The sequence below is a fragment of the Pseudonocardia hierapolitana genome, assembly GCF_007994075.1.
GTDB lineage: Bacteria > Actinomycetota > Actinomycetes > Mycobacteriales > Pseudonocardiaceae > Pseudonocardia > Pseudonocardia hierapolitana.
This window is the reverse complement of the sequence record NZ_VIWU01000001.1, coordinates 8,504,116-8,530,889: the sequence shown is the minus strand read 5'-3', so window position 1 is coordinate 8,530,889 and position 26,774 is coordinate 8,504,116. Positions and strand designations below refer to the sequence as shown.

Here is a 26,774-nt window from a genome sequence, read left to right as displayed (position 1 = left end):
GCCGGGAACGACTGCTCGCCCCATTCCTGGACGATGTCGCTCCATTCCGCGCCGGCCTCCGAACCGGATCGGGCCGGAGCGGAGAAATGTCCGACCGTCATGGGCGGCGCCGACCGGGCCTTCCGTCCGTTCGGCACGACCGCGGTGGCTCCGGTTGTTCGTTGGTGCAACATCTCAGCTCCTGATGATCGTTCTCGGGCAGGCGGACGGGTCGTCTGCGGCACCGTGAGGCAGGCCGCGCGGCTTCCGCCGTGGATCCGTGCTACTGCCACCGCTCCCGATCGCGAGGAGATCGATCGATCCACGGGCGAGTCGAAGCGGGTCGTAGCACCCTCGTCGTACTTCCACTCTGCCTCGCCCGGACTCCCCGGACTGGGGCGTTCCCCCGCAGAGTTGCTGGAACCCGATCTGCCGACCCACGGCAATGACTGTGTCTGCGGCAACTTCGCGTCGATGGCCGAGAAGGTATTCCCCTCGTGATCGACCGGAGCAGGTTGCACGATGTTGCCGGAAGCCGGCAACTCCGGATGGCGCGAGTCGGCCGGTGACCGCCCCTGCCGCCGGGACCTGGAGCAGGCAGCGTTGGAGGTGCCCGGTGCGCCGGGCTGGGCATGCGGACTGCCGATCCCCTCGCGCCCGTCCGCATGCCCACCCCGATCGTGGCCTGGGCGTGCAGACCAGTGGTTCCCGAGGAGCGTGAAGTCGACGATGCATGCAGTGGCGGCCCGGACGCACGTCTCACCCGGGAGGGGCGGGTGGCGTACCGAGCTCGTTCGGTGTCTGCCTCGACTGCGCGAGGCGCTCGAACGCGAGCGGGCTTTCCGGGTCGAGCAGCTGAGCTCGATGGCCATGATGGGGCCCGCGCGACGTGACGGGGCGTGCACGACTGCCGACATCGCTCGCGCCCAGGTGGACGAGCAGGTCGCGGCCGGCGCCGGTCGTGCCCTGGCGGATATCGAGACCGCTTTGATGGCGATCCGGACGGGTAGGTACGGGCGGTGTGCGGGCTGCGATGAGGAGATCGCCGTCGAGGTGCTGTGCGCGGTGCCGCAGACGCGGTGGTGCCTGACCTGCCACTGCCGCCGAGCTGAGCAGCGTCGGATGAGCAGTGGCCATGGCGCCTGATCGGGCTGCTACCTGCCGCGCTGCGGCAGGTCTGGTTGCGTGTGGTCCGCCGGAGGACCGGGTTGGTCGAACGGTGTGGGTGCGGCAACTCCTCGGCCGACCCGTCGTCGGTCCGGAAGCGCAGCACCTCGGTCACGTCCACGACGTCGCGGTCCGCCACACTCCGCATCCGCGGGACGCGGCCTTCGCGGGTCTGGTCACGGACATCGGGGGAGTGCGGATGTTCGCGCCCGCCGTCGCGGTTCGGCGGTGGCAGGACCGGCAGGTGCTGGTGGATGCCGTTCGGCTGCGGAACATGCGCGACCAGGACCTCGCGGAAGGGGTGCTGGTCGGTTCGATCATCGGTCAACCTGTGATGACGGGAGAGGGGGCATCGCGCGGGTCGGGGACATCGGCCTCCGCCGCATGCCGGGCGGCTGGTTCATGGGGGCGGCCGACACGCGAGGGCGCGTCGGGCGGTTCTTCGGGCTGCCGCGTCGTCCGGTCGAGTGGGAGGACCTGGTGAGACGCCGACCGGCATCCCAGCGCAGCTCACTGGTCCACCCTTGGCGGTGTCGGCGGCATCAGTTGTCGTCGATGCACCCGAGGTGCCACTGGGCCACCGCCCTGCTAAGCCGACGCGCGACGTCCACCCTTAGAAACGCGGGACCTGGTGGTCATCCGGGTCGCGCGGACCGTCGACAAGGACTGAGCGCCAACGCGAGCGCCGACGCCCGCCGGGGCCGGTGCTCTGAACTCGACAGCGAGCACAACCCCGCCGGGTGATCAAGTGGGTCTCTCCTCGCGTCGGCGCGACGGGTCCTATCCCGGGCACCGTCACTGCGCGACGTGAGGAGAGACCCCCACTCCGGCGCGGGCCCCGGCACGGCTTGGTCCCGAGATGCCCCTCCGGATATGTCCGCTGCTCAACGAGGGCAAGGAGAACGAACAGGGCAGATGCCGAACGACCCCACTCAGCTCTGCGACCCCGACCGTCTAGCCGGTCGGTACGCTTGGCGGTGTGTCTCTCCGCGATCGTGTCCTGGACGCACTACAACGGTTGGTCCTCGCCGGTGACCCGGCGCCGACGCTCGATGCGGTCGCAGCGGCCGCCGGAGTCAGCAAGGGCGGGTTGCTGCACCACTTCCCCGACCGTCGCGCGCTGGCGCACGGGCTGGTGCACCGGGCGTTGGCCGAGACCGACGCCGCAATGGCCACCGCAGCCGACGGTGGAACGGCGGCGGCCACGTGGCTGCGGCTGTCAGCGGCCGACGGTGCCGAGCAGGCCGCAGCCCGGGCCCTGCTCTCCCTTTTTCGAGTGTCCGCGGGCGGGGTGGATTTACCGCCCGACGTCGGGCAGGCCGTCCGCCGCTGGCAGTCGGCAATCGAGGCCGAGGTCGGCGACCCCGTGCACGCCGACGTCGTGCGCCTGGTGGGAGACGGACTGTTCACCGAAGCGCTGCTCGGGGCCCCACCGGCACCCGAGCGCGTCGAGGCATTGATCACCCACCTGCTCACCGACACCTCGCCCAGCCGGCGAAACACCTCGCGATGAGCACAGCGCTCCTGCTCACCGTCACCGGGCTGGCCCTGCTCGACTCGCTCAACCCCGCGACCATCCTCGGCGTCGCACTCGTCCTGGTCCTGCCCAACGGCCACCCGGTCCGCGCAGCACTCGCCTACGTGCTCGGCGCCTACCTCACCGTGCTCGGACTCGGCGCGGGGTTCTACCTCGCCGCAGACGCCGCGGCCGGCGTGCTCGACGGCGGGCTGATCTGGGTCCGCCGCATCGCATTCGGACTCGCCGCACTGATGCTCCTGCGCTCCGCGCTGCAACGCCTGCGCCGAACCCACCGCGCTCAGATCACGCTCCCCGCCTGGTTCACCCCCTGGACAGCACTACCGCTGGGCGCCGTGGTCACCGCAGCCGACCTCCCCAACGCCTTCCCCTACGCCATCGCCATCGAGCGCCTGGTCAGCTCCGGCATCACCACACCCCACGGGCTGCTCGTGCTCGCCGGCTACGCCATGATCTACTGCCTGCCCTGCCTCCTGCTGCTCGTCGCCGGCGTCGCCTGGGGCGACCACATCCGCAGCCGCCTCACCGGGCTCTACAACCGCTTCGGCCAAGCGCGCGACGTCCCACCCAGCATCCCCGCCGCTCTCGGACTAGGCGCACTCGCCGTAGCCGCAGCAGGAATCGCCATCACGAACTGACAATGCCAGCGCGACTACTACGGGGTTGACACAGGGCTCCGAGGGCGCGTCCTGCGGCCGGGTCGTCCGTCGGTTGCCCGTCCGTGGGCCGGGTGGGGATAGCCGGATGGACTGGCAGTTGATCTTCCGCTCCGAGCATTCCGCTGCTGGCGGAATTCGTCCAGGACCTCGCCCGTGTCCGGGCACGCCATCGCCCGGTCCGCCCACCGCCGAAACAGATGGCGGGGATGAACGAGCGGTCGACGCCACCCGCCGTGGACGACGTTCACCACCGGACACCCGGGGAGCGGAGTCGGACGGGGGACCGCACCTGCGGGTAGCCGGCGGGGGGAAGCCGCCGAGCGTCACCGAGCCGTCTGCGCTCCTCGCGGGGCACCAGCTGGAGCAACCGCCGCACGCGCGCGGCGGTCGGCGGGTGGGTGCGCAGCAGCAGCGGGTCGGGAGCACGTCGGCGGGGGACGATCACGCGTTCCCAGATCCGCCCCTCGAGCCGTTCCAGCCGGGCGAGCGCGGACGCGAGCCCCTCGGGGTCGCCGGTGAGCGCGGCGCCCTCGAGGTCGGCGTCGTACTCGCGGGACCGCGAGAGCGCGAGCTGGAGGAGCGTCACCACCGTCGGGGCCGCCATGAGCAGCACGGCGGGCCAAAGCGGGGAGTACGTGCCGCCCGCGGTCAGCGGCAGGGTCAGCACGAGGAGGATCAGCCCGAGGTATGCGAGTGCGTGGGTGAGTCGCCCGACCGCGTCGGCCAGGCTCATGACCCACAGGTCGTCGGCGCGGATGTGCCCGACCTCGTGGGCCAGCACCCCGACGACCTCTCGGCCGGTCAGACCGCGCAGCAGTCCGTCGGTCACGGCGAGAGCCGCGTCATCGCGCCGCCCCACGGCGAACGCGTTGACCATCGGGCTGGCGACGTAGTACAGGCGTGGCGCCGCGGGGAGCCGAGCGCGGTCGGCGAGCGCCTCCACGTAGCGGTGCAGCTCGGGCGCGACCGCGCGCGGGAGCGGGCGGGCACCGTACATCGACAGGATCCACCGCGGCGGGACGTGCGGCCGCATCGCCAGCACGATCCCCCCGATGACGAGCGCCCAGAGCAGGCCCACCACTCCGACGAGCAGCCAGGCGAGCCCGCCGACCACCATGGCCATCCCACCCAGCAGCAAGACCGCCTGGGCGGCGTTGCGGAGTCGATGGCGCCGGTGCGTCCGCGGGTCGAGCACTTCTCAGCCGCGGGGCGGGGGCATCGGCTCCGGTCGGTCGCCGGCGATGCGGCCGCCCATCAGCATGATGACGTCCACGCCGGTGGCGCGGGCCCGCTGGAAGCGGACGTTGTCGTGCCGCACCGCGATCCCCTCAGGGCGTAGGTGATGCCGCCGGGGTTGAGCGTTCCGGTCGCCACTTGGTAGAGGAGCGGCTGGAAGGTGCTGTACGGATCACGGTCGAGCAGCAGCACCTCGACATCCGTGTCACTCAGCTCACGCGCAGCGGACAGTCCAGGGAACTCACCCCCGACCACGACCACCCGAGGCCGGGCCGACCTCGCCGGATGCGCAGCGCTCACAGCATCGGCCCTCCTCAGGACGAGGTTGAACGGAGCCAGGCTCCGAGGGAGCCAGTACCCGCGATCCGGCTCTCGGAAAACCGCCCTGCACCGCATGTACCGCCGCGCTTGCGCCCGGTGCACGGCTTCGACCGGGGGATGCAGGACTGCGGACGGGCGAGGCCAGGTGGTGACGCGAAGCCGGGCCCACGCCGACCAGCCAACGGTCCAGCACAGGCGGGCAGAATCAGGAGCAATCCGGAATATCGCCCTTTCTGCCGAGCCGAAGGGGCAAGACCGAAGGAACACCCGGCCAGGGCAGCCGAGGCGCCGGAGCGGCGTGTGACCTGCCCTCATTCGGGGGTGGCTGGGCCATCGGGCCGGACGATGACACCGGAGCCAGAGCCGCCCGGCGGAAGGGCCGTTGCGGACGTGTGTCACCCGACTGCGCCAACGGGCGCAGCTGGGCGAGGCCGGCGCACGACCGCAGCTTTCGCTGGTTGTGCCCGGTGACCTGACGAGGACACTGGCCCGTCGCGGCGAGGCAGCCGCCGTCGGACGAGGTGCGATCAGCGAGGCCAGGAGCAAATCCCGACGGCTCGGCGCGGTCCGCCATGGGCAGGAGAGGAGCCAGGTCGTGGACATGAAGCTCGAGGTCGTGATGGTGCCGGTGGCCGATGTGGACAAGGCCATGGGCGGCTGGGGTGGCGGCTCGATGTCGACATCTCCGCTGGCGATGACTATCGCGCGGTACATCTGACGCCGCCCGGGTCGAAGGCGTCGATCCTCTTCGGCAGGGGGGTCAGCTCCGCCCAGCCGGGCTCGATCGACAGCCTGCTGCTTGCGGTCGACGACATCGAGGCGGCGCGCGAAGAGCTCCGGTCGCGCGGCGTCGATGTGAGTGAGGTGTTCCACGACGTCGGCGGCAGCCTCGGCGGCGGCTTCATCGCCGACACGGCGGCGCGCGCCCCCGGCCCGGATCCCGAACGCCGTTCCTACGCCTCGTATGCGTCGTTCAAGGATCCCGACGGCAACGGCTGGCTGCTGCAGGAGCTCACGGAGCGACTTCCGGGCCGGGTGTGACCGATGGACATTGCGGTTCTGGCACAGCTACTGCATGAAACGGCCGAGCATCACGGCTCGTTCGAGGCGGTCGCCCCACCACACGACTGGTGGGATTGGTACGCGGCGTACCTGGATGCCCGGCAGAGGGGAAGCACTCCGGAGGACGCGTCCGCGGCCGCCGGGCGTTACATGGCGGAGGTCAAGCAGGTCGTCGTGCCGTCCGCGTAACGCTCGAGGCTTTCTACATCGCGCTGCGCTAAGGCGCTCCATGCCGAAAAGACGCCCGCGCGCGAGCGGATCGGGGCGGCATCGATGACCGGAGGATTGGCAGAGACGATGGAGATCACGATCATCGGCACGGGCAACATGGCCCGCGGGATCGCAACGCGCGCGCTCGCCGGGGGCCACTCCGTGACGCTCCTGGGCACCGAGGTCGTCAAGGCCGAGGCCCTGGCGGACGAGCTTTCCGGCGACGTCCGCGCCGGGCAGGTCGGCGACCCGCTTTCCGGCGACGTCGTCGTGATCGCGGTCTGGTACGCGGCCCTCGACGACGTTCTGCGCCGCTACGGCGATCAACTCGACAACAAGGTCGTCGTGGACATCACGAACCCGATCGACGTCGAGTCGTTCGAGCCGCTCGCGCTCGAGGCCGGGTCCGCCGCACAGGAGATCGCGGCCAAGGCTCCGGGCGCGAAGGTCGTCAAGGCGTTCAACACGACGTTCGCCGGCACCCTCGGCGAGGGGCGCGTCGCCGGCCACCCGCTCGACGTTCTCATCGCCTCCGACCACGCCGACGCCAAGCAGGCGGTGAGCCGCCTCGTGGCCGACGCCCGGATGCGCCCCATCGACGCCGGGCCGCTGAAGCGCGCACGCGAGATCGAGGCGCTCGGCTACCTGCACATGGCGCTCCAGCAGCCGCTCGACACCAAGTACGCCAGCGCCGTGAAGGTCCTGTCGTAGGCGCCGTCCGTGGCCGAGTGCATGGGCGCCGGAGGCACCAGCGTGAGCGACCCGATGGCGCCGATGCGCAGCAGCCGCTGATGGCGGCTCCGCCTGCATTGTTCCGGTAGAGGCCATGGACGAATGCCCGCAGCAACCGAAGGGTGCGGCGATGAGGTCCTCGAAGGATCGGTGTCGAAGGAGTCGGGGTTGAGCCGGCGATCAGCCAGAGCGCGACGTCGGTCGACCGGCGGTGGTAACGGGTTGGAGTTGGTGTAACACCGGCTGCGCTGGTGCGAGCCACAGCGTTGTGTCGGGGTGTCGGCCGGGGTGCTGGGGTGGTTGTGGACGGCTACGTGGTGCACGGGGGTGAGACGGCCCCCGGTGCGGATGGGTCGCAGAGGGCCGGAGGCGCGGGCGAGTGGCCGGGGGAGCCGGTGCGAATGCCTACGCCGGGGGTGCCGCCTTTGACGCGGCCCACTTCGGGCGTGCCGCAGCAGATCGAATTCGTGCCGCAGGAGCCGACCCGCTGGCTGGTGCCGAAGCTGTTGGTACTGATCGGGGTGCAGGTCGCGTTGTCGACGAAGTTCGCTGAGTTCTTCGACCGGCGCGACGCCCACACCGGCGTCCTGGCGGCTCGACTCCCCGATGGGTCACAGGCCGGCGTGGACCAGGTCGGCGGGGATCGGTGGAGCCTGGTGGAGACGGTTGGCGGCTATGACTTCACCGGGGCCGAGGAGTTGTGGCTGGACTACGTTTCCGATTCCGGGGACGGGTTCGACGCGACCACCACCATCGCCGCGCTGGTGGCGCGCGAGAGCCTGACCCTGCCCGGCCCGAGGGGCGAGCACTTCACGCGGGCGGGCGCGATTCTGGTGTTGGGTGGGGACCAGGCGTACCCGTTCGCAACGATGGAGGAGTATCGCAACCGGTTGGTCGGCCCGTTCCGGTCGACGCTGCCGTGGACCTGGCATCCGCGGTGGCTGTTCGCCATCCCGGGCAACCACGACTGGTACGACGGCCTGGCCAGCTTCGTGAAGCAGTTCTGCCAGGGCCGCTGGATCGGCGGGTGGAAGACTTGCCAGACGCGCAGCTACTTCGCGCTGGCCCTGCCGCACAACTGGCACCTGTGGGCGGTGGACGTGGCGCTCGCCACCGATATCGACACCGGGCAGCTCGACTACTTCGAGGAGCGGGCTCGCGCGCTGGAACCGGGGGCACAGATCGTGCTGTGTGCGGCCAAGCCGACCTGGACCGCAGCGCGCCAGGACCCGACCGCGCACGACGTGCTGGAGTACTTCCAGCGGACGGTGATCGGTGCGCGGGCCGAGCTGCGGCTCACCCTGGCCGGTGACTTGCACTTCTACGCCCGCTACAGGACCGCGGATGGCGAGAGCAAGATCGTTGCAGGGGGTGGGGGCGCCTACCTCTCGCCCACGCACCACCTGCCGACCCCGGTCCGGCCGCCGACTCCGGAGTTGTCGGAGGCCGTACCCGAGGAGCAGCCCAAGGCGTTCGGGCTCGAGCGGGTCTTCCCTGCCACCGGCGAGTCACGACGCTTGCGCCGGCGGATCTTCGGGCAGATCTACCACAACCGGGGTTTCTTCGTGGTCACGGCGGCGGTCTACGGTTTGGTGGCCATGGCGGTCCCGGCTGATCGGGTCTTCGACCGTCCCACCGGACGGTGGCTGGAGGCGGTGGCGGCGCTGCTCCCGGTCACGCTGACGGCGCTGGGCCTGTTCGCTGCGCTGTACGCCTTCACCGCCGGGTCGCAGGCGTCCCCCGGTCGTAAGCGGGCCGTGGCCGCGCTGCACACCATCCTGCATCTGGGCGTCGTGATCGGTGTCGTCGACCTGCTCCTGCACATCAGCGGAGTCGCCGCGGCGGACCCGTGGATGCGCGCCGTCCTCGGCGGGGCCGTGGGCGCCCTGCTCGGCCCGCTCATGGTCGCTGTGTATCTGTGGATTGCCGATCACTGGCAGGTCAACAGCAACGAGCTGTACGCGGCCTGCGCGAACGAGAGCTACAAGAACTTCCTACGACTCCGCGTCAACCGGGACGGTCTGACCGTGTACCCGGTTGGCGTCCGGCTCCCAGTCCGATGGAGATTTGACCAGAATTTGCCAGGTACCGCGCCGACCGACTCGCAGGAACGCGGAGAATGGGCCAGCAAGCCCTGGTTCCGGCCGACCCAGGACATTCGGCCCGAAATCATCGAGGACCCCATCCACATACCACCCAAGCGTCCACACGGGCATCCGGCGTCGTCATCCTCGGCCTGTCCAGGGTGAGCTGCTCGGATCCGCGCGCCGCATCCCATCTGAGCGTCCTCCAGGTCGAGGCCTCCAGCTCGGAAACCCACCTCTCCACCGCGCGCGGGCGCCGGCCCTCCCACAACGCGAGCCCCATGGGGCGCCGACATCTATGGGCGGACCTGCGCCACCGGCAAGGACAGCGTCTCTGGCGACGCGCGAGGGAGCATGACGGGCTGGAACGGCCGGACTGGTCCGACGTGCAGCCGGCCGCCGCGCTGAGTACGCGGACAGCCGGAGATGAGGGCCCGCTGGCCGGTCGGTTCTTGCAAGGTGTCGGCAAATTCGATCGGGGCAAGTTGGCCGGTGGCAGCGGTGCCGGTGAGCTCGCGGGTGAGGCACATTGGGATGTAAGCCGGACCCGGTCCCCAGCCGGATCGGCCGGAGATAGATGCAACTCGTTACTGGTTGCATCCGAGCGAGAAGGACGAATATCCGATGCGTTGTCTCGACTGCAGGGCCGCCAGCACCGATCCGTCATTCGTCGCGGGGCCGGTGGTCGCGCTGTGCGCCTACTGCGGCGCCGCTGTCTGCTACCACCATGCACGCACCACCCGCGTGCACCCTCCGCCGATCGGCCTCGTCTCGCAGACGACGCACGGCGTCCGGCGGATCCTGTGCGCGCAGTGCGCCGGTGCCGCCGTCACTGTCAGCACCCCACACCCGCATGTCGCCGCAGCCCCGTGACGACACCGACCGATCGCGCGAGGTGTGAGCGAATTCGCCGCGTGGTCGGCGATGTCGTTCTCAAAACTCGGGGTGCCGGGGCAGTTGCCGTCTGAGGCGGTTCGTCATGTCCGGCGCCGGCTGGTTCGACGAACCCTCAGTGGTCGTCGGGGTCGACGGATCCGTGCCGCCGTTCACGAGACGGCTCCCGGCCTCGGCCGTCCCGCCGAGGCTGCGGCTTCGGAGATCGCGCTCGCCGAGCAGCACAGCGACGGTTCCGGGGCGGGGCGCGGTGCTCCGGAGCCGCATCCCGCCTGAGCGCTGTGACCGCGGCCTCAGCACGCGGACGCTTCATCCCGGGGATTCTCCGCAAGATTGGGAAGCGGGTTCGCCGCGGCCGTCAGCGCAGGTCCTGTTTCGGCCAGCCCAGGAGTTTCGCGCCGAGCGCGGCGGCGTGGATGGTGAACCGCTGTGCGGGGTCGGTGGGATCGTGCCCGGTGAGGGTCGTGATCCGGTCGAGGCGGTAGGTGACCGCGCGGACGGACAGGTGCAGGCGGCGCGCGGTCTCGGTGGTGACGCTGCCGGCGGCGAAGTAGGCGTCGAGGGTGGCCAGCAGCGGTTCGGCTCCGCCGCGGGCGCGGGCCAGCCCGCCCAGGACCGTCCGGACGAGGTCGGCGATCGCGGGTTGATCGCGTAGGAGCACGCGGTAGATCAGCAGCTGCTCGGCGTGGATCACGGGGGTGTCCAGGTGCAGCCGCTCCGCCATCGTCAGCCCTTCGCGGGCTTCCTCATAGGAGCGGGCGATGCCGTAGGAGCCGGTGTAGGGCCGCCCGACCGTGACCCGCCATGGTTGTCCGCGGGTCGAGCGGCCGAGTTCGGCGAGCATGAGGTCGCCGAGCCTGGACGGCCCGGTTCGGGGGTTGGGCATGTCTGTGTCGGGAGGTGCGACGACGACGATCCGGCCGTCCTTGGTCGCGACGAGGACGTCGCGGTCGCCGACCTCTTGCACGATCGTGTGTTCCAGGGAGCTGATCGCCGGTGTGGCGCGGTCGAGGCGGCCGGTCGGTGCGGCCAGCGCGACCTGGTGCGGGCGGAGCATGTCCAGGCCGAAGGGTTCGGCTCGTTCCGCGAGCCTGCCGACGTCGGCGTCGCCGCGTAGCAGGTCCTCGATGAACTCGTGGCGCAGCGTCTCCTCCCACCGGGCCATCTGGCGGCGGGCCTCTGCGTATCCCTCGGCCAGGCTGGCGACGGCGCCGTCGACGACGTGGAGGACCGCGGCGGCAGCGGCCCGCACCGCCTGGTTGTCGCGGGAGCGGATCACCATGGGGAGCTGTTGCCACAGCCGCCGGGCTGCCGAGAGGTACAGCTGGACCGCTGTGCCAGCGGACACGCCCAGTTCGGCCGCCCTCCTGCCGAGCAGGCCGACCGCTTCGAGTTCGGCGGCCTGTGGCTCGCGGCCTGAGGTGGCGGCGTCGGCCAACAACAGCAGGTAGTCGCCGAGCAGCTCCACCGGCGCGTCTCCGGCGTCCCGGCTGGCGGACGCGGCCACCTCGTTCAGCCACGACGGGTGGACGTTCTGCGTGTCGGCTCGCGTACGTGCTTGGTGGCGGTCGCTCACTTCTTTCACTCCGTCCTGCTGGACGTCGGCCCCGATGCCGAGTCTGCCCGGGTGCGGGTGTCCAGCCGACTGTTTCGGCACTCGCTCGTTGACCGCGACCGGAGGACCCGGTGCGGGCTCAGGCGGCACGGCCGCAGGAGAGGCGCTCACGAGGTGCGTCCGTGGTACACGCCTGTCGGTGGCTCCGCCGCCGTTGCGCAGTCGTGACGAACGATCGCGATCGGGCAATCGGCGTGATGCAGGACGGTCTGGCTGACCGAGCCGAGCACCGTCGCCAGGATGTGCCCCCGGCCCCGTGATCCGACGACGACGAGCGCAGCACCGCGCGATGCGGTGACGAGGGCCTGAGCCGGCTCGCCGCGCGCGAGTTCGGTGACGACGGGGACGTCGGTGTACTCGTCGCGCCACCGGGCGAGCCCCTTCTCGGTGCCCCGGCGGGCAAGAGCCTCGGCCATCGTCGCGCTGCCGGAGATCGCTTCGAGGTCCGCGGGTGGGTCCGGGGTCCAGGCGTGCAGGGCGGTGAGGGGAATTCCACGTTGACGTGCGGCCTGGAACGCGAACCCGATCGCCCGTGTGCAGGTCGACGCCAGGTCGACGCCCACGACGACACGGGCGGCGGCGCTGGCGGCGACGCTGGTGTTGTTCGCGGGGCGGACGACGACGACCGGGCAGGAGGCGTGCGCGGCGACGTGAATGGACGTCGATCCGGCCAGGAGGCCGCGCAGTCCGGATCGACCGTGGCTGCCCACGACGAGCAGCTGGGCGCCCTCGGCTTCGCGGAGCAGCGCCCATCGCGCTGACCCGAGTACCAGTCGTGTCGAGACGGCGAGGTCGGAGGCCACCGACCGGGCGCGACCCAACGCGTCCCGCAGCACCGACTCGGCCGCGGCATGCGCCGGGCCGAAGCTGTCGATCATCGGGGCGACCCCATGAGGGTCCGGGGGCAGTGGAGGGCGCAAGGCGTGCACCAGACGCAGCGGCAGCGTCGGGTTGCGGCCTCGGCGGCCGCCCAGTCCACCGCGTAGCGGGCGGAGCCGTTGTCGTCGACAGCGACGACGACGGCACCCTGCTTCCAGCCCCGGTTCATCGGCCGGCGACCGCGGGCACCGCCGATGCCGATGCCGGGACCGGCGCCGTGGGCGGTTGGCCGCTCATAGCGGGCATCTCACTCGCCCCGTCGTGCTGCCGGCCTTCGACCAGGCCGTCGGTCGAGGCGGGCGGCGATGCCGCGATTGCCTCGGGTGAGGGCGTCGCTGTGGCGGCCTCGCCGGGTGTTGCTCGTTCGAGGAAGCGCAGCAGCTCGACGGGGAAGGGCAGCACCAGGGTGGAGTTCTTCTCCGTGGCGACCTCGACGACGGTCTGCAGCAGGCGCAGCTGCAGTGCGGCCGGGTGCGCTGCCATCACCTCGGCGGCCTGCGCCAGCTTCTCCGAGGCCTGCAGCTCGCCTTCGGCGGTGATCACCCTGGAGCGTCGTTCGCGTTCGGCCTCGGCCTGGCGGGCGATCGACCGCTTCATCGACTCGGGCAGTGCGACGTCCTTGATCTCGACGCGGTCGATGTGCACGCCCCAGTCCAGCGCCGGGTTGTCGATCATGAGTTCCAGGCCCTGGTTGAGCCGTTCCCGGTTGGACAGCAGGTCGTCCAGGTCGCTCTTGCCGATGATCGAGCGCAGGGAGGCCTGCGCGACCTGGCCGATGGCGTGGTCGTAGTTCTGCAGGTCGACGACCACCTTCACCGGGTCGATGACGCGGTAGTAGACGACGGCGTCGACCTTGACCGTGACGTTGTCGCGGGTGATGCCCTCCTGGGCGGGGATGGGCAGCGTGACGATCTGCATGTTGACCTTGTGCAGGCGATCCGCGAACGGGGTGATCAGCGCGAGCCCGGGCCCGCGGATCGCCGAGCGCAGTCGGCCGAGGCGCAGAACGACGCCGCGCTCGAACTGGGTGATGACACGAACGCTCGACCCCAGCAGCAGCAGGCCCACTGCCAGTGCTGCGATCAGGACATACATGACGATCATCTCGTCCTCCGATGCTCGCGTGCGATTGGGTTGAGGTGAGCTGCTCGGCGTTCGACGTGCACGGCGAGGGTGGTCGTGGTTCGCGAACTGCTACGGGGTCTGTCGGTCGGTGCTGGTCGACCGGTGTCGCATCGCCCAGATGATCAGGCCGGTCCCGGCCGCGACCACTACTGAGCTTCCGAGCGACCCGGCGACCAGCAGGAACGTGGTGAGCAGGGCCGCGGCCACGACCGCGAGGGTGAGCCCCAGCTGGTGCGGATGGCCCGCCAAGCGGGTCTGACCGGCTTCGAAGGCGCGGGTGAAGTCCGGATCGTCGGCCATGCACTGGCGCTCGACCTCACGCAGCGTCTTCCGCTCGTGATCACTGAGCACGATCCACCTCCTCGAGATGGTCACCGCCCGGCCACATCCCCGTGCCCGGCAAATGTATCGTAACACGATATATTTGGCCGAGACCGCAACGAGAGGCACGAGACCGAGGGGCGTGGTGTCATGGTGGGTGTGACGGCCGAGGACGGGCGAGCGGGCTCGCGGCCGCTGACGAAGCAGGACTTCGAGGCGTTGGCCCGGTTCCGCTTCGGGATCCGCCGCTACCTGCGCTTCAGCGAGGAGACCGTGCGCACCCACGGCCAGACCCCGCAGCAGTACCAGCTGCTGCTTGCGCTGAAGGGGTTTCCGGACCGGGAGTGGGCCACCGTGCGGGAGCTGGCCGACGGGCTCCAGCTGCGCCACCACAGCGTGGTCGAGCTGGTCGACCGGGCACAGAAGCAAGGGCTCGTGGACCGGGCCGGCCACCCCGACGACGCGCGCGTAGTGCGGGTGCTGCTGACCGAGGACGGTGATCGGATCCTGGCTCGGCTCAGCGCCCTGCACCGCGACGAACTGCGCCGCATGGATCGGACCCTCATTCCTCCGATGTGGCACGACCAGCAGGACGAGCCTTCTCCGGATCGGTGAGGGCGTGAGCGGGAGTCACCGGTCGGTTCGGTCGCGATGCCCGCGACGGCCGCGATGACGCCCCACGAGCTGGTGGGGCGCAGCCGGGGCGCGCGGCTGCCCGGAGTCGGCAAACCTCGTCGGGCAAGTTGGCCGGCTGCAGACGGTGCCGCTGGGCGCGTGGGCGAGGCACGTTGGGGCTGTGCCTGAGCGGGCCCGGCGGGAGCGCTCCGAGGTGTGAGCGCAGTAGCCGCGTGGTCGGCGATGCCACCCCGGATTCGACCGGTGCCGGGTCGAGCGGGCCTTCGGAGGAGGTTTCGTCATGCTCAGTGATCAGGAGCGACAGACGCTGGACGAGGTCCAGCGCCGATTCGTCACCGAGGACCCGCGCTTCGCCGCGTCCTTCAACCGAGTCGGGCCGGGCGCGTCGAGTTACACCGTCCGATGGGTGCCGCGCTGGGCGTACACAACCGCGATGTTCGTCGCAGCGGCGTTCGGGGTGCTCATGCTGATCGCCGGGGCGCCGGGGACTGCGCTGGCAGTCGCGGCGCTGGCCACGGCGATCTCCCTGCTGCGCCCTCGCCGGAACCAGACCGGCCGGCGGGAGTCGTGAAATCGGTCGATCAGCCGGCGACTGCGTGGACAGCCGACGTCACCATCCGCTCCCACCCCTCGGATCAGAGGCCATCGTGACCGCCACCACCCCGCGCCCGGAGCCGGTCACCATCCACCCCTACTCGGTCCGTCGGGTGCCGAAGGGGTCGACCTTCCTGCGGATGCTGCGGACCACCGATCCCAAGGACATCGGGATCCTGTACCTGGTCACCTGCATCGGCTTCTTCCTGATCGGTGGCGCGATGGCGCTGCTGATGCGCGGCGAGCTGGCGGTGCCCGGGCAGCAGTTCCTGTCCAACGAGCAGTACAACCAGCTGTTCACCATGCACGGCACGATCATGCTGCTGCTGTACGCGACACCGATCCTGTTCGGCTTCGCCAACTACATCGTGCCGCTGCAGATCGGCGCCCCCGACGTGGCGTTCCCGCGGCTGAACGCCTTCTCCTACTGGCTGTTCCTGTTCGGCGCCCTGATAGTGCTGTCAGGCTTCCTGACTCCGGGCGGCGCCCCGGACTTCGGCTGGACCGGATACGCCCCGCTGTCCGGCGCACTCCACTCGCCCGGCGCAGGCGCCGACCTGTGGATCACCGGCCTCATCGTCGCCGGGTTGGGCACGATCCTGGGCGCCGTCAACTTCATCACCACGATCGTCTGCCTGCGGGCCCCCGGGATGACGATGTTCCGGATGCCGATCTTCACCTGGAACATCTTCGTGACCGCGATCCTCATCCTGCTCGCGTTCCCGGTGCTCACCGCCGCGCTGCTGGGCCTGCTCGCCGACCGACACCTCGGCGCCCACGTCTTCGACCCGGCCAACGGCGGGGCGATCGTCTGGCAGCACCTGTTCTGGTTCTTCGGACATCCCGAGGTCTACATCGTCGCCCTGCCGTTCTTCGGCATCGTCACCGAAGTGTTCCCGGTGTTCTCCCGCAAACCGCTGTTCGGCTACAAGGGCATGATATTCGCAACCCTGGCGATCGCGATGCTGTCCGCGGCGGTGTGGGCCCACCACATGTTCGCCACCGGCGCGGTGCTGCTGGCCTTCTTCTCCCTCACCAGCTTCCTGATCGCCGTGCCGACCGGGATCAAGTTCGTCAACTGGATCGGCACCATGTGGCGCGGCAACCTGACCTTCGAGACCCCGATGCTGTTCGCCGTGGGCTTCGCGGTCACCTTCCTGTTCGGCGGACTGACCGGCGTGATGCTGGCCTCCCCGCCACTGGACTTCCACATGACCGACACGTACTTCGTGGTCGCGCACTTCCACTACGTGCTGTTCGGCACGATCGTGTTCGCCACCTACTCCGGCATCTACTTCTGGTTCCCCAAGATGACCGGCCGCATGATGGACGAGACGCTGGGCAAGTTCCACTTCTGGCTCACGTTCGTCGGCTTCCACGGCACCTTCCTGGTGCAGCACTGGCTGGGCAACCAGGGCATGCCGCGCCGGTACGCCGACTACCTGCCGATCGACGGGTTCACCACGCTGAACGCGATCTCCTCCATCTTCGCGTTCGTACTCGGGGCGTCCACGCTGCCGTTCGTCTGGAACGTGTTCCGCAGCTACCGGTACGGCCGGGTGGTCACCGTGGACGACCCGTGGGGCTTCGGCAACTCCCTGGAGTGGGCCACGTCCTGCCCGCCGCCGCGGCACAACTTCACCGAGCTTCCGCGGATCCGCTCGGAGCGTCCGGCGTTCGAGCTGCACTACCCGCACCTGGTCGAACGGTTCCGCGAGGAGGCCCACATCGGGGGGCGGCCGGGCCGCACCCGGGCAGTTCCCTCGGAAATCGCGGCCCGAGCCGTGCAACACGACATCGAGGAGGATCCCCGTGCGCGGTGACATGAGCTTCGCCGAGCGTGTCTGGGAGAACGAAGGCGGACATCTACGGCGTCCGGAGAAAACGGCGACGGCGCCGCCGGGCCCTGCGAGTGTGCGGGTGCGCCGCATCTACGAGCCGGCGACCGAGCTGGACGGCATCCGCGTGCTGGTCGATCGCCTCTGGCCGCGCGGTATGAGCAAGTCCAGGGCCGAGATCGACGAATGGTGCCGCGACATCGCCCCGTCGACCGCGCTGCGCCGCTGGTACGCCCACGACCCGCAGCGCTTCACCGAGTTCCGCCGCCGCTACCGGCGCGAGCTCGCGACCGGTGAGCAGGCCGCCGCCCTGCTCCACCTGACCGAGCTGGCGGACGGGCGGACCCTGACGCTCCTGACCGCCAGCAGGGACCCCAAGATCAGCGAAGCCATGGTCCTCGCCGAACTCCTCGAGAATGGGCCGCGATCGCGCTGATCGGTAGTCACCTCGTCAGGACCGTGTCGGCACTGCAGACGCGGTTCGATCAGGAAAGATCTAGCTGGAACACTGCCTGCTCGCCCCGTTGTTGCCGGCGGCATTCCGTGTCCTCGTGCTGGTCGACGCTCGAACCTTGACCACACATTGCCGAGATTCGGCACGGCGTGGGTCCGAAGTATGCGAGCCGACGCCGATGTGTGTGTTGCCGCGACACGGCAGACTCGGCACAAGGGTGATACGGCAGGACGCGGGGTCCGATATTTGCACTGTCCCGGCAGCCCATGGTTGCCATCACCGCAGAAGCTTCCGCTGGCGAGAAAGAGATATCAATGATGGCCGAGGGAATGTACCCGGTGGCGACCCGCGAGATCGCCCTCCGACGCAAGCAGCTGGCCCCGGAGATCAACGAGGCCTTCGAGAACTTCAGTCGCGCCGTCTTCACCGACGGGGCCCTACCGGAGAAGGTCAAGCAGCTGATCGCCGTGGCGGTCGCGCACGTGACCCAATGCCCCTACTGCATCACCGGGCACACCCGACTCGCGCACCGCAAGGGGGCGACACCCGAGGAGGTCATGGAGGCGATCTGGGTCGCCGCCGAGATGCGGGCCGGCGGCGCCTACGCCCATTCCACGTTGGCGCTGCACGCCCTGGGTGATGGAGCGGCTGAACCTGCCACCGACCGGGCGAGCTCCTCGAGTCGGACACGCGGAGGTGACGGATCATGACTGCGGCGCCCGAGCGCGCGGCGGCGATCAGCGACCGGTCGCCTCGTCAGGTCGCTGACGTCGACCCGGCGGAGACGCAGGAATGGCGGGACTCACTGGACGGTGTGGTGGACCACGCGGGCCGCAATCGCGCGCGTCACCTCATGCGGAGCGTGCTGCAGCGAGCGCGGGAGCGGCAGGTCGACGTGCCGGGCCTGGGCAGCACCGACTACATCAACACGATCCCACCGCAGTTCGAGCCGAGCTTCCCTGGTGACGAGCGGATCGAGCGACGGATCCGGGCCTACATCCGCTGGAACGCCGCGATCATGGTGCACCGGGCGCAGCGGCCAGGGATCGGCGTCGGCGGGCACATCTCCACCTACGCCTCGTCCGCCTCGCTCTACGAAGTGGGGTTCAACCACTTCTTCCGCGGCCACGACGCCCCGGGCGGCGCGGACCAGATCTACGTCCAGGGCCACGCGTCCCCCGGTATCTACGCGCGGGCGTTCCTGGAGGGCCGGCTGTCGGAGGGCCGCCTGGACGGCTTCCGCCAGGAGCTCTCCCACTCCGGCGGCGGGCTGCCCTCCTACCCCCATCCCCGACTGATGCCGGACTTCTGGGAGTTCCCGACCGTCTCGATGGGCCTGGGCCCGCTCAACGCGATCTACCAGGCCCGGTTCAACCGCTACCTGCACGCCCGCGGCATCACCGACACCAGCGCGCAGCGGGTGTGGGCCTTCCTCGGGGACGGCGAGATGGACGAGCCGGAGTCCCTCGGCGCGATCGGTGTGGCGTCCCGCGAGGGGCTGGACAACCTCACCTTCGTCGTCAACTGCAACCTGCAGCGCCTCGACGGCCCCGTCCGCGGCAACGGCAAGATCATCCAGGAGCTGGAGGCGTTCTTCCGCGGCGCCGGCTGGAACGTGATCAAGGTGATCTGGGGGCGGGAATGGGACCCCCTGCTGGCCGCCGACCGCGACGGCGCCCTGGTCGAGTTGATGAACGCCACCGTCGACGGCGACTACCAGACCTTCAAGGCCAACGACGGCGCGTTCGTCCGCAAGCACTTCTTCGGCCGCGACCCCCGCACCGCCGCGATGGTCCGGCACCTGTCCGACGTGCAGATCTGGAACCTCAAGCGCGGCGGGCACGACTACCGCAAGCTCTACTCCGCCTACCGGGCCGCGACGGAGCACACCGGCGCACCGACGGTGATCCTGGCCAAGACCATCAAGGGCTGGACGCTGGGCTCGCATTTCGAGGGCCGCAACTCCACCCACCAGATGAAGAAGCTGACCCGCGAGAACCTGCGGGGCCTCCGGGACCGGCTCTACTTGGACATCCCCGATGACGCGCTCGACGATACGCTGCCCCCGTACCACCGACCGCGCCGCGGGTCGGAGGAGCTGGCCTACCTGCACGAACGCCGCCGCGCCCTGGGCGGCTACCTACCGGCCCGCTCCGTGACCAGCACACCCTTGATCCTGCCCGGCGACCCGGTCTACGCGGTGGCTCGACGCGGTTCTGGCGCCCAGCAGGTCGCCACCACGATGGCGTTCGTCCGGCTGCTCAAGGAGCTGATGAAGGACCCCGAGATCGGCCCGCGGTTCGTCCCGGTCATCCCGGACGAGGCCCGCACCTTCGGGCTGGACGCGTTGTTCCCGTCCAGGAAGATCTACAACCCGCACGGTCAGCACTACCTGTCGGTGGACCGCGACCAGTTGCTGAGCTACCAGGAGGACACCGCCGGTGTGCTGCTGCACGAGGGCATCACCGAGGCCGGTTCGGTGGCGTCCTGGACGGCGGCCGGAACCTCGTACGCCACCCATGGCGAACCGATGATCCCGGTTTACATCTTCTACTCGATGTTCGGCTTCCAGCGCACGGGCGACGGGCTGTGGGCCGCCGCGGACCAGATGACCCGCGGCTTCCTGCTCGGCGCCACCGCCGGACGGATCACCTTGAACGGGGAGGGCCTGCAGCACCAGGACGGACACTCGCTGCTCCTGGCCTCGACGAACCCCGCCTGTGTTGCCTACGACGCGGCGTACGGGTTCGAGCTCGGCCACATCGTGCGCGACGGGCTGCGGCGGATGTACGGAGAGCGCCACCCGGGGGAGGACCCGAACGTCTTCTACTACCTCACCCTCTACAACGAGCCGATCCTCCAGCCGCCCCAGCCCGACGACGTCGACATCGACGGCGTCCTCGCCGGGATGCACCGGATCTCCGCCGCGCCCGAGGGCGACGGGCCGAGCGTGCAGATCCTGGCCTCCGGCATCGCCGTACCGTGGGCGCTGGAAGCGCAGCGGCTCCTGGCGCGCGACTGGGGGGTGCGCGCCGACGTGTGGTCGGTGACCTCCTGGACCGAGCTGCGCCGCGAGGCCCTCGCCACCGACGAGTGGAACCTGCTGCACCCCGAAGGCCCCCGCCGGATCCCCTACGTCACCCGACGCCTGGGCGAACGGCCCGGACCAGCCGTGGCCGTGTCGGACTGGATGCGGGCGGTACCCGACCAGATCGCGCCGTTCGTGCCCGGCCCGTGGACCTCACTGGGCACCGACGGGTTCGGCAGCTCCGACACCCGACCCGCGCTGCGCCGACGCTTCCACGTCGACGCGCCCTCCATCGTGCTGCGAGCACTCCAGCAGCTGGTCGATCACGGGGAGCGCGACCGCTCGGTCCTGAGCCAGGCGATCGCGACCTACCGGCTCGACACCCTCGCCGCCCCGGCTGGACGGGTGAATGGAGGCACCGGATGAGCAGCGTCACCTTCACACCAAAGAGGTCACTGGTTCGATCCCGGCCGCCGAACAGCTCCCGGACCGTGACGGGCAACCGGACGATGCCGCCGACATCGTCCGCGGCGGGTGAGACGTCACTGCAGGACCGTCCGCACCTGACCGGGCGAAGCGGCAGTCGCGGCAGGGGCGCCCGCGGCGGGGCCGGGTTGCGTCGGTCATCTCGTTCGCAACGGGCGAGGCCGGATGCGCCGGATGCGGGGGAGGGTCGCGGTGCTCGCGACGAGGGAGCCCGAGGAGGAGAGTGCCGTGTCCGGTCCCATGGCCTCCGCGACGCCGGAGTCCGCCGCCGCGCCGTCGGCACCGCCGGTCGCAGATGGCGCCACCGCAGCGGTCGGAACGGCACAGCCTGAGGTCGCGAGGCAGTCGAGGTGGCGCACCGTCGGCGTGGTCGCGCTCGGTCTGCTGATCGTCTTCTACGGGATGCTGGTGATCAGTCTGCGCCCGGCCGCGCTCGCCGGGGTGGCCGTGCTCGCCGGGATCGCGCTGATCGCGGGCGGTGTCGCACAGATCGCGCTGGCGGGCGAGCTGGAGCGCCGGTGGCGGTGGCTGGGGTACCTCGGCGGCCTCGTCGGCGTCGCCGCCGGTGTGGCCGCGTTCGCCTGGCCCGCCCTCACACTCGCCGTGCTCGCCGTGCTCACGGCGTGGTCGCTGGTCGTCAACGGGGTCTTCCGGATCGTCGGCTCCGTGGCCGACCGCGACCGCGAGCTGTGGTGGGTCGGCCTGCTGGCGGGTGCCGTCGAACTGGTGCTCGGGTCGTGGGCAGTCGCCGCACCGGGGCGGGAGCTGTTGCTGATGGTCAACCTGATCGGGATCTACGTCATCATCGCCGGCCTGGACACGGCCGTTTCCGCGCTGCGCGATCGACGACTACCCGATCTGCGATGACCGCGACCGAGCGCGGCGAGCGGGCGATCCGCGATCCGTCGGTGGCCGATGCCGTCATCCCGCTGGTCGCGCTGGTCGTGCTGATCGGCGGGTCGCTCGCCCTGTTCGGCCTGGACGCGCTCGACGGTCCGATCCAGGTGGCGCTGGTGCTGTGCGCGATGATCGCCGCACTGGTGGTGCTGAAGAACGGGCACCGCTGGGAGGACGTCCAGGCCGCCGGCCAGCGCGCGGTCTCCTCGATCACCAGCGCGATCTTCATCCTGCTCGCCGTCGGCGCGCTGATCGGCACCTGGAACCTGTCGGGCACGATCCCGACGCTCGTCTACTACGGGATCCAGGTGCTGTCGCCCACCTGGTACTACGCCGCGACCGCGCTGATCTGCGGGATCATCGCGATGTCGATCGGCAGTTCGTGGACCACCGCGGGCACGATCGGCGTCGGGCTGGTCGGCATCGCGGCGATGCTCGGCATCTCACCGGGCATCACCGCCGGGGCGGTGATCTCGGGTGCCTACCTCGGCGACAAGCTCTCCCCGCTCTCGGAGACCACCGTCCTGACCGCCCAGCTCGTCAAGGTCAACGTCTACGAGCACATCAAGCGCCAGGCCTGGACCTCGGTGCCCGCCTTCGTGATCGGGTTCGTGCTGTTCCTGCTGATCGGGCTGTTCTGGGGGCCCGCGGCGACCGACGTCGGCGACACCGGCAGCGAGCTGAACGCCCTCGGCGACATCTACTGGATCACCCCGCTGAACCTGCTGCCGCTGCTGTTGTTGGTCGTGCTGTCGGTCCGCAAGACCCCCGCCTCGCTCGCACTGATGGCCGCGGCGCTCTTCGCCGGTGCCCTCGGGGTGTTCACCCAGTACCCGGTCGTGCGCGACTTCGTCGCCGATCCCGGTCTCAACCCGGTGCGCGCCGCAATCACGGCTGTGTGGCAGGCGATGGCGACCGGCTTCTCGATGGACTCGGGCATCGCCGACATCGACCAGTTGCTCTCGCGCGGCGGCATGGACAGCATGCTGCTCACACTGTGGCTGATCATCGGCGCGGTCACGTTCGGCACCCTGCTCGAGGAGTTCGGGCTGATCGGCCGGCTGATCGATCCGATGATCCGGGCCGCGAAGGGCACCGGCCGGCTGTTCCTGACCGTGTTCGCCACCGCGTTCGGGCTCAACGTCGTCGCAGGCGACCAGTACATCGCCCTCGTCATGCCGGCCAAGGTCTACCGGGCCGAGTTCGCCAAACGCGGCCTGGCCCCCACGAACCTGTCCCGGCTCACCGCCGACAGCGGCACCGTCACCTCGCCGCTGGTGCCATGGAACTCCTGCGGAGCGTTCATGGGCGCCGTGCTGGGCGTACCGACCCTGGTCTACCTGCCCTTCTGCTTCTTCAACATCGCCAGCCCACTGCTATCCGTCGTGTACGGCTTCACCGGCTTCCGGATCGAGAAGGTGGAACCGGCCGGCAGCGGACCGGCCGGCAGCGGACAGGCCGGCAGCGGACCGACCGACAGCGGACCGACCGACAGCGGATCGACTGACGGCGAACCGGCCGCGACGTGAACGGGATCCCACGATGACCACGACCGAGTCCAAGGCCGTACAGAAGCTGCCCCTGATGACCCTGACCGCGATCATCGCCATCGTCGGCGCCGAACTCGGCCGCGGCGGCGGGCACTGCATGCCCTGCCCGCTGATCCGCGACGCCGTCGACCACTGACTCGTGGGAGGCCCCGTGGCAGCACCTTCTCCCGCATTCGGGCCGGCCGAGTGGGTCGTCCTCACGTTCCCCGGCACGGCGTTGCCCGCCGCCCGGGTGCTGTTCAGCGATCAGGACCTCGTCTCGATCGCTGCCGAGACCGAACGCGACACGACCACCCTCGTGTTGGTCTGGGTGAACCGCTGGGCCGCCGAGTTCGCCGACACGACCCAACGCCACCAGGCGCCCGCTTGCCCGCCATGAACGTCGGCGCACCGCTCGACGCGTGCGGCCCGCGCACCCGCGTGGTCTGCGACTGGGTCTACGAACGCACCGACGGCAACGCGACCCTCGCAGCCCTCGCTGACTGGCTGGTAGGCCGGCCGTTGGCGATCGGCGCAGTACTCCTGGGCGCGTGGGTGCTGCGGTGGCTCATCCGTCGGATCGTCGCCCGCGCCGTGGCGCGCCTGCTGTCGGCACAGCCACTGATCCTGCGCACGAGCTCACCGGGGGATGGTGGGCCACCGACCGGTGTCCCGACCCGCGAGGAGGCACGACGTGGCGAGCGCGCACACGCGGTCGCCACCGCGGTCTCCAGCTTCCTCGCCGCACTCGTGTGGGTCGTCGCGCTCATCACCATCGCCGCCATCCTCGGGCTGGACCTCGGACCGCTCATCGCGAGCGCCGGACTCGCCGGCCTCGCCCTGGCGTTCGGCGCGCAGAGCCTCATCAAGGACATGCTCGCCGGCCTGTTCATCCTCCTCGAGGACCACTTCGCCATCGGCGACGAGATCGAGATCGGCGGCGCGACCGGCACCGTCGAGAAGATCACCCTGCGCGAGACAGTCCTGCGAGACCTCGACGGCACCGTCTGGCACGTCCGCAACGGCGAGATCGACCGCGTCGGCAACCACTCCCAGGTCTGGTCGGCCGCAATGATCGACATCGACGTCGCCCGCAGCACCGATCTCGCCCGAGCCCGCACCGTCCTCGATGCCGTCGCCGCACAGGTCTGCAACAGCCCGCCCTTCGACCGGGAAGTCCTCGAACCACCGGAGGTGCTCGGGGTCGAGGCACTGACCGCCGACGGCGTCGTCCTGCGGTTGCGCGTCAAAACCCTCGCCGGCCGACAGTTCGCCCTGCAACGGGTCCTCCTCGAGCGGATCGCGCGGGCCTTCGACAGCAACGGCCTCGCCTTGGCGACCCGCCAACTGATCGTCCGAACACCCGGCGTCGGGTCCCCGCCGGCCACCGCCCCGGCGGAACGGGCGTCGCCACCGCCCACGGCATGATGTCGGACCCAGCGGACACTCAGGGGACAGGCACGCCATCCCTCGGCCGACAGCCGGGTCAGCCGATCTTCCTCGCGAGCACGGCGATACCGACTGAGATCGACGAGCACAGGGCGACCAGGACGACCTGGCCAACCACGTTCGCCGTCTCCGCAGCCGAGTTCTGCTCGGCTCGCGAGTACTGCGGGACACGGCGCATCATGCTGATCTCTGATGTCTCATGGAGAACCGCGGCGGCTCTGGCGTAGCCGGGCGCCCACCAGGACACCGATGAGCAACGAGCCGATCATCGCCACCGCAACACCGATGCCCGGCTCAGAGCGTGCCGGACCTGCTGATGGTGCTGCGCTCGGAACCACGACCGGCGCCGAATCGGGTGCGGGCTCCTGGTTGCCTCGCACGGTGGCGGCCCACGCTGTCATGAAGAGTACGAACCGGGAGACGAGGTAGGCGAACACCAACAGCCCGAGCGACGTGCCGAAGATGGTCCCGCCCGGGGAGCCGGTGATTCCTCCCAGGTAGATCGTCAGCCCCTGCTTCAGCACCTCGAGGCCGATCGCACCGAGTAGGGCCGCCCGCGCTGCGCCCTGGATGTGTTGTCGCGTCCGGGGTAGGCGGGTGATGATCCAGAAGAAGATCAGCCAGTCGGTCACGAGGCTCAGGAGCAGGCCGAAGCCCGTACGGGTGAGCTGTGACCAGTCGGCGCCCTGCCACCCGAGCAATCCGAGAACGGTTTCTCCCAGTCCCGTGCCGACGGCGCTGATGGCAAGAGAGCCGATCACAGCGATCCACAGGCCTGCGAGAGCGGCGATGTCGGAGAGCAGACGCCGCGGCGACGCCGGATTGCGCGGTGGGATCGTCCACTGCGCGGACACTGCTTCGCGGAGGTTGAACATCCACCAGGTGCCGGCCCACAGAGCTGCGAGCAGACCGATGCCCGCGACGGTGTTGCGTTGCGCGATGGCGGCGTGGACGACCGGTTCGATGGTGTCGGACAGTTCGGGCGGCACAGCGCGGGCGATGCCCGCATCGAGAGCGGCGAGCAGCGAGGAGTTGAGGGCGAGCACGTATCCGGCCGTTGCGTAGGCGATCATCAGCAGTGGAACCGCGTTGAGGATGCTGAAGAACGTGATCGCGGCCGCGAAATGGTTCCCGTGCCGCTCGTGGTATCGGACGCCCGCACGCAGCAGGTGGTCGATCCACTCGTGCCGGGCTCGTAGCCCAACGACAGCTGCCTGAAGACGTGCCACGGACGAAGAGCGGCTCATCATGCTCCCCGCCTCCATCTCGTTCACGCCGATCGGTCGGCGCCGGATCGGGACGGAGCACACCGATCCGCCGCCCAGCCCCATGACCGGGGCTTCGCTGCCGAGTGGGCCTGGGCCGCGAGCTGGGCGTGCACCACGAGCGCGTGGTGGAGTGGTCTACGGGGCACTAGCTGGTTTCGACGGCATCGTGCGTTCGACGCCTGCGCCCGCGGAGGCGCCGCAGCAGGAGATAGCCCAATACGGTCACAGCGGAGGTGAGTCCGATGGCGAGCCCGCGGCGCTCCTGAACCGCTCCCTTCACCGCTGGGGCTTTGTCCGAGGCAATCTCCCGGGCGTGCGTGACACCGGCGTGGACCTTCTCGGTGGCGGCGGTGCGCCTGTCGCGCAGCGCGTCCTTCACCGCGGGTGCTTTCTGCGAGGCGGCCTCCCGGGCGTGCGTGACGCGGGCGTGGACTTTCTCGGTGGCGGCAGCGCCTTTCTCGCGCAGCCGAGTCGGCACGGTGCTGTGGCCGGGCGGCTTCTCGGCCGAGCCGGCGGCCCCGGCCGGCGTCGCAGCCGCGGGGGTATCGGGCGGGGTGTCCTGCTGTGCGGAGGTTGCGTTGCTGGAACGTGGGTCGGTCATCGGGACACCGCGCCTTTCGAGTTTCGTGAGTGCAAGGTCGGGAAACGGCCTACCCCGGCGATGTCGGAGTAACACCGGTTGCCCCGGTCGGGCGAAAGGCCTGTCACCTCGGGTGCCAGGACGCGGGAGGACCAGCCCAGTACGGGCGGCGCCTGCACGCGGGCACGCGGGTC

25 protein-coding genes are annotated in these 26,774 nt (G+C 70.1%); 18 read left to right on the top strand and 7 right to left on the bottom strand.

The features are described 5' to 3' along the window. Window positions 1-696: 696 nt before the first annotated feature. The 3 genes from FHX44_RS40245 to FHX44_RS40235 all read left to right on the top strand — a co-directional run bounded on the left by FHX44_RS40245 (window position 697) and on the right by FHX44_RS40235 (window position 3,321). Complete coding sequence (locus FHX44_RS40245) at window positions 697-1,125, top strand: TraR/DksA family transcriptional regulator (RefSeq protein ID WP_147260559.1); 429 nt, start codon at window positions 697-699, stop codon at window positions 1,123-1,125. Between the two features lie 1,000 nt (window positions 1,126-2,125). Then, a complete protein-coding gene (locus tag FHX44_RS40240; RefSeq protein WP_147260558.1) occupies window positions 2,126-2,659 on the top strand; it encodes a TetR/AcrR family transcriptional regulator in 534 nt (177 codons plus the stop codon). Next, window positions 2,656-3,321 carry a GAP family protein gene (locus FHX44_RS40235; RefSeq protein WP_147260557.1) on the top strand — a complete coding sequence of 222 codons (666 nt, stop codon included), beginning with the start codon at window positions 2,656-2,658 and terminating at the stop codon, window positions 3,319-3,321. The genes FHX44_RS40240 and FHX44_RS40235 overlap by 4 nt, the downstream gene beginning before the upstream one ends. A gap of 265 nt (window positions 3,322-3,586) precedes the next feature. Here the strand turns inward: FHX44_RS40235 and FHX44_RS40230 are convergent, their stop codons facing one another. Beyond that, window positions 3,587-4,465 (bottom strand): zinc metalloprotease HtpX, encoded by an 879-nt coding sequence (locus FHX44_RS40230; protein ID WP_147260556.1) that lies wholly within the window; start codon window positions 4,463-4,465, stop codon window positions 3,587-3,589. 1,029 nt (window positions 4,466-5,494) lie between these two features. On the opposite strand from FHX44_RS40230, the gene FHX44_RS43985 reads away from it, so the two are divergent. The 4 genes from FHX44_RS43985 (at window position 5,495) to FHX44_RS40210 (ending at window position 9,152) form a co-directional block, all read left to right on the top strand. Continuing rightward, complete coding sequence (locus tag FHX44_RS43985; protein WP_281287943.1) at window positions 5,495-5,617, top strand: hypothetical protein; 123 nt, start codon at window positions 5,495-5,497, stop codon at window positions 5,615-5,617. Then, on the top strand, window positions 5,581-5,940 hold the full coding sequence (locus FHX44_RS44105) for a VOC family protein (RefSeq protein WP_342793519.1): 360 nt from the start codon (window positions 5,581-5,583) through the stop codon (window positions 5,938-5,940). Before FHX44_RS43985 ends, FHX44_RS44105 begins: the two co-directional genes overlap by 37 nt. A 318-nt stretch (window positions 5,941-6,258) precedes the next feature. After that, window positions 6,259-6,882, top strand: a complete 624-nt coding sequence (locus tag FHX44_RS40215) for an NADPH-dependent F420 reductase (protein WP_147260554.1) — start codon at window positions 6,259-6,261, stop codon at window positions 6,880-6,882. Window positions 6,883-7,349: 467 nt separating this feature from the next. Next, entirely contained in the window at window positions 7,350-9,152 is a 1,803-nt protein-coding gene (locus tag FHX44_RS40210) for a DUF808 domain-containing protein (RefSeq protein ID WP_147260553.1), read from the top strand. Between the two features lie 1,087 nt (window positions 9,153-10,239). On the opposite strand, the gene FHX44_RS40200 is transcribed toward FHX44_RS40210, so the two are convergent. The 4 genes from FHX44_RS40200 to FHX44_RS42555 all read right to left on the bottom strand — a co-directional run bounded on the left by FHX44_RS40200 (window position 10,240) and on the right by FHX44_RS42555 (window position 13,851). After that, a complete protein-coding gene (locus tag FHX44_RS40200) occupies window positions 10,240-11,457 on the bottom strand; it encodes a PucR family transcriptional regulator (RefSeq protein WP_246170851.1) in 1,218 nt (405 codons plus the stop codon). A gap of 146 nt (window positions 11,458-11,603) precedes the next feature. After that, window positions 11,604-12,440 (bottom strand): universal stress protein, encoded by an 837-nt coding sequence (locus tag FHX44_RS40195; protein ID WP_425469214.1) that lies wholly within the window; start codon window positions 12,438-12,440, stop codon window positions 11,604-11,606. Window positions 12,441-12,540: 100 nt separating this feature from the next. Then, the gene (locus FHX44_RS40190) at window positions 12,541-13,479 is read right to left on the bottom strand and encodes a slipin family protein (protein ID WP_147260550.1); all 939 of its coding nucleotides are present in this window, start codon (window positions 13,477-13,479) and stop codon (window positions 12,541-12,543) included. A 90-nt stretch (window positions 13,480-13,569) separates the two neighbouring features. Then, entirely contained in the window at window positions 13,570-13,851 is a 282-nt protein-coding gene (locus FHX44_RS42555; RefSeq protein WP_170309238.1) for a DUF3040 domain-containing protein, read from the bottom strand. Window positions 13,852-13,971: 120 nt separating this feature from the next. Here FHX44_RS42555 and FHX44_RS40180 point away from each other — a divergent pair, with 120 nt between their 5' ends. From FHX44_RS40180 to FHX44_RS40135, 11 genes are all read left to right on the top strand, one after another. After that, window positions 13,972-14,436, top strand: coding sequence for a MarR family winged helix-turn-helix transcriptional regulator (locus FHX44_RS40180; RefSeq protein ID WP_147260548.1), 465 nt, complete (start codon window positions 13,972-13,974; stop codon window positions 14,434-14,436). A 301-nt stretch (window positions 14,437-14,737) separates the two neighbouring features. Continuing rightward, window positions 14,738-15,028 (top strand): DUF3040 domain-containing protein, encoded by a 291-nt coding sequence (locus FHX44_RS40175; protein WP_147260547.1) that lies wholly within the window; start codon window positions 14,738-14,740, stop codon window positions 15,026-15,028. 76 nt (window positions 15,029-15,104) lie between these two features. Beyond that, window positions 15,105-16,874, top strand: a complete 1,770-nt coding sequence (gene ctaD / locus FHX44_RS40170; RefSeq protein WP_484291890.1) for a cytochrome c oxidase subunit I — start codon at window positions 15,105-15,107, stop codon at window positions 16,872-16,874. After that, window positions 16,864-17,325: a DUF488 domain-containing protein gene (locus FHX44_RS40165; protein WP_246170849.1), complete on the top strand. Its 462-nt coding sequence runs from the start codon at window positions 16,864-16,866 to the stop codon at window positions 17,323-17,325. The genes ctaD and FHX44_RS40165 overlap by 11 nt, the downstream gene beginning before the upstream one ends. Before the next feature lie 284 nt (window positions 17,326-17,609). Next, the gene (locus FHX44_RS40160) at window positions 17,610-18,053 is read left to right on the top strand and encodes a carboxymuconolactone decarboxylase family protein (protein WP_212612874.1); all 444 of its coding nucleotides are present in this window, start codon (window positions 17,610-17,612) and stop codon (window positions 18,051-18,053) included. Beyond that, on the top strand, window positions 18,050-20,797 hold the full coding sequence (gene aceE / locus FHX44_RS40155; protein ID WP_147260546.1) for a pyruvate dehydrogenase (acetyl-transferring), homodimeric type: 2,748 nt from the start codon (window positions 18,050-18,052) through the stop codon (window positions 20,795-20,797). Before FHX44_RS40160 ends, aceE begins: the two co-directional genes overlap by 4 nt. A gap of 288 nt (window positions 20,798-21,085) precedes the next feature. Continuing rightward, the gene (locus FHX44_RS40150; protein ID WP_170309237.1) at window positions 21,086-21,724 is read left to right on the top strand and encodes a DUF308 domain-containing protein; all 639 of its coding nucleotides are present in this window, start codon (window positions 21,086-21,088) and stop codon (window positions 21,722-21,724) included. Next, window positions 21,721-23,283, top strand: a complete 1,563-nt coding sequence (nhaC, locus tag FHX44_RS40145) for a Na+/H+ antiporter NhaC (protein WP_147260544.1) — start codon at window positions 21,721-21,723, stop codon at window positions 23,281-23,283. The genes FHX44_RS40150 and nhaC overlap by 4 nt, the downstream gene beginning before the upstream one ends. 13 nt (window positions 23,284-23,296) lie before the next feature. Further along, on the top strand, window positions 23,297-23,440 hold the full coding sequence (locus tag FHX44_RS42550) for a hypothetical protein (RefSeq protein WP_170308692.1): 144 nt from the start codon (window positions 23,297-23,299) through the stop codon (window positions 23,438-23,440). Window positions 23,441-23,455: 15 nt separating this feature from the next. Next, complete coding sequence (locus FHX44_RS40140; RefSeq protein WP_147260543.1) at window positions 23,456-23,683, top strand: hypothetical protein; 228 nt, start codon at window positions 23,456-23,458, stop codon at window positions 23,681-23,683. Beyond that, window positions 23,680-24,711 carry a mechanosensitive ion channel family protein gene (locus FHX44_RS40135; protein ID WP_147260542.1) on the top strand — a complete coding sequence of 344 codons (1,032 nt, stop codon included), beginning with the start codon at window positions 23,680-23,682 and terminating at the stop codon, window positions 24,709-24,711. The genes FHX44_RS40140 and FHX44_RS40135 overlap by 4 nt, the downstream gene beginning before the upstream one ends. A 218-nt stretch (window positions 24,712-24,929) precedes the next feature. Here the strand turns inward: FHX44_RS40135 and FHX44_RS40130 are convergent, their stop codons facing one another. Both FHX44_RS40130 and FHX44_RS40125 read right to left on the bottom strand, forming a co-directional pair. Then, on the bottom strand, window positions 24,930-25,961 hold the full coding sequence (locus FHX44_RS40130) for a YhjD/YihY/BrkB family envelope integrity protein (protein ID WP_170309235.1): 1,032 nt from the start codon (window positions 25,959-25,961) through the stop codon (window positions 24,930-24,932). Window positions 25,962-26,145: 184 nt separating this feature from the next. After that, a complete protein-coding gene (locus FHX44_RS40125) occupies window positions 26,146-26,601 on the bottom strand; it encodes a hypothetical protein (RefSeq protein ID WP_147260540.1) in 456 nt (151 codons plus the stop codon). Window positions 26,602-26,774 lie beyond the last annotated feature (173 nt).

What these genes read in the sequence shown, in the direction of transcription:
- FHX44_RS40180 (WP_147260548.1), top strand. Translation starts at nt 13,972, where the DNA reads ATGGTGGGTGTGACGGCCGAGGACGGGCGAGCGGGCTCGCGGCCGCTG.
- FHX44_RS40215 (WP_147260554.1), top strand. Translation starts at nt 6,259, where the DNA reads ATGGAGATCACGATCATCGGCACGGGCAACATGGCCCGCGGGATCGCA.
- FHX44_RS40160 (WP_212612874.1), top strand. Translation starts at nt 17,610, where the DNA reads ATGGTTGCCATCACCGCAGAAGCTTCCGCTGGCGAGAAAGAGATATCA.
- FHX44_RS40235 (WP_147260557.1), top strand. Translation starts at nt 2,656, where the DNA reads ATGAGCACAGCGCTCCTGCTCACCGTCACCGGGCTGGCCCTGCTCGAC.
- FHX44_RS40190 (WP_147260550.1), bottom strand. Translation starts at nt 13,479, where the DNA reads ATGATCGTCATGTATGTCCTGATCGCAGCACTGGCAGTGGGCCTGCTG.
- FHX44_RS40135 (WP_147260542.1), top strand. Translation starts at nt 23,680, where the DNA reads ATGAACGTCGGCGCACCGCTCGACGCGTGCGGCCCGCGCACCCGCGTG.
- FHX44_RS40125 (WP_147260540.1), bottom strand. Translation starts at nt 26,601, where the DNA reads ATGACCGACCCACGTTCCAGCAACGCAACCTCCGCACAGCAGGACACC.
- FHX44_RS40230 (WP_147260556.1), bottom strand. Translation starts at nt 4,465, where the DNA reads ATGGCCATGGTGGTCGGCGGGCTCGCCTGGCTGCTCGTCGGAGTGGTG.
- nhaC (WP_147260544.1), top strand. Translation starts at nt 21,721, where the DNA reads ATGACCGCGACCGAGCGCGGCGAGCGGGCGATCCGCGATCCGTCGGTG.
- aceE (WP_147260546.1), top strand. Translation starts at nt 18,050, where the DNA reads ATGACTGCGGCGCCCGAGCGCGCGGCGGCGATCAGCGACCGGTCGCCT.
- FHX44_RS40175 (WP_147260547.1), top strand. Translation starts at nt 14,738, where the DNA reads ATGCTCAGTGATCAGGAGCGACAGACGCTGGACGAGGTCCAGCGCCGA.
- FHX44_RS42550 (WP_170308692.1), top strand. Translation starts at nt 23,297, where the DNA reads ATGACCACGACCGAGTCCAAGGCCGTACAGAAGCTGCCCCTGATGACC.